This is a genomic window from Acetobacter musti (genome assembly GCF_011516835.1).
Classification (GTDB): domain Bacteria; phylum Pseudomonadota; class Alphaproteobacteria; order Acetobacterales; family Acetobacteraceae; genus Acetobacter; species Acetobacter musti.
Window position 1 is genome coordinate 1 of record NZ_WOTB01000128.1, and the last position, 586, is coordinate 586.

At 46.1% G+C, this 586-nt stretch carries 1 protein-coding gene; it reads left to right on the plus strand.

Translation table 11 applies throughout. From position 1 onward, the window contains the following. The first annotated feature begins 264 nt into the window (after positions 1 to 264). Positions 265 to 489 carry a sugar dehydrogenase complex small subunit gene (locus GOB93_RS22355; RefSeq protein ID WP_173585288.1) on the plus strand — a complete coding sequence of 75 codons (225 nt, stop codon included), beginning with the start codon at positions 265 to 267 and terminating at the stop codon, positions 487 to 489. Positions 490 to 586 lie beyond the last annotated feature (97 nt).

Consider the following 586-nt stretch of genomic DNA (forward strand, 5'->3'; position numbering starts at 1 on the left):
GACGGATAGCGCTTCGTCTTGCGGGTGATACTGGCCATCCGGCCTCTCTGCTCTGGCGTCCACATCCAGGGCTTGAATCACACCCTCACCGAATTTCCAAACAGGCTCTAAAAGGCAGAGAATTTCGGCCTTGTATAAATAGTTAAATGTTTCCTTCGGATATTTTCTATACCGTCACTAACGGCGTCAATGCACTATTTATATCATTATCAACCAAGTATCGGGATAGATACATAAATAACTCAATGGGTGAGGAGAGAATAGGTGGCATTATTTCATGCGGAGTTAAAAATAAATAGGCGACATCTGTTGCTCGGCATGAGCGCGCTCGCCACCGTAGCCAGCTTTGCACAGTCGAAGGGTTTTGCGGAACCATTACATCAGTCCGATAGCGTATCACGCTTTATGTCTGTATCGAAAATTCTCGTCCCTCATCAACTGAACCCTGTTGTCGGCCATAGAATTTACGTCGCGCTTAGGGCCTGTTAGATCTTAAAATACTTCCTATATTGTATGGATTGAAGAAGGAGACGGAACAGGCACTTTCACTGATGAGACATGGGCGATCTGGGAACCGCTGATTGAG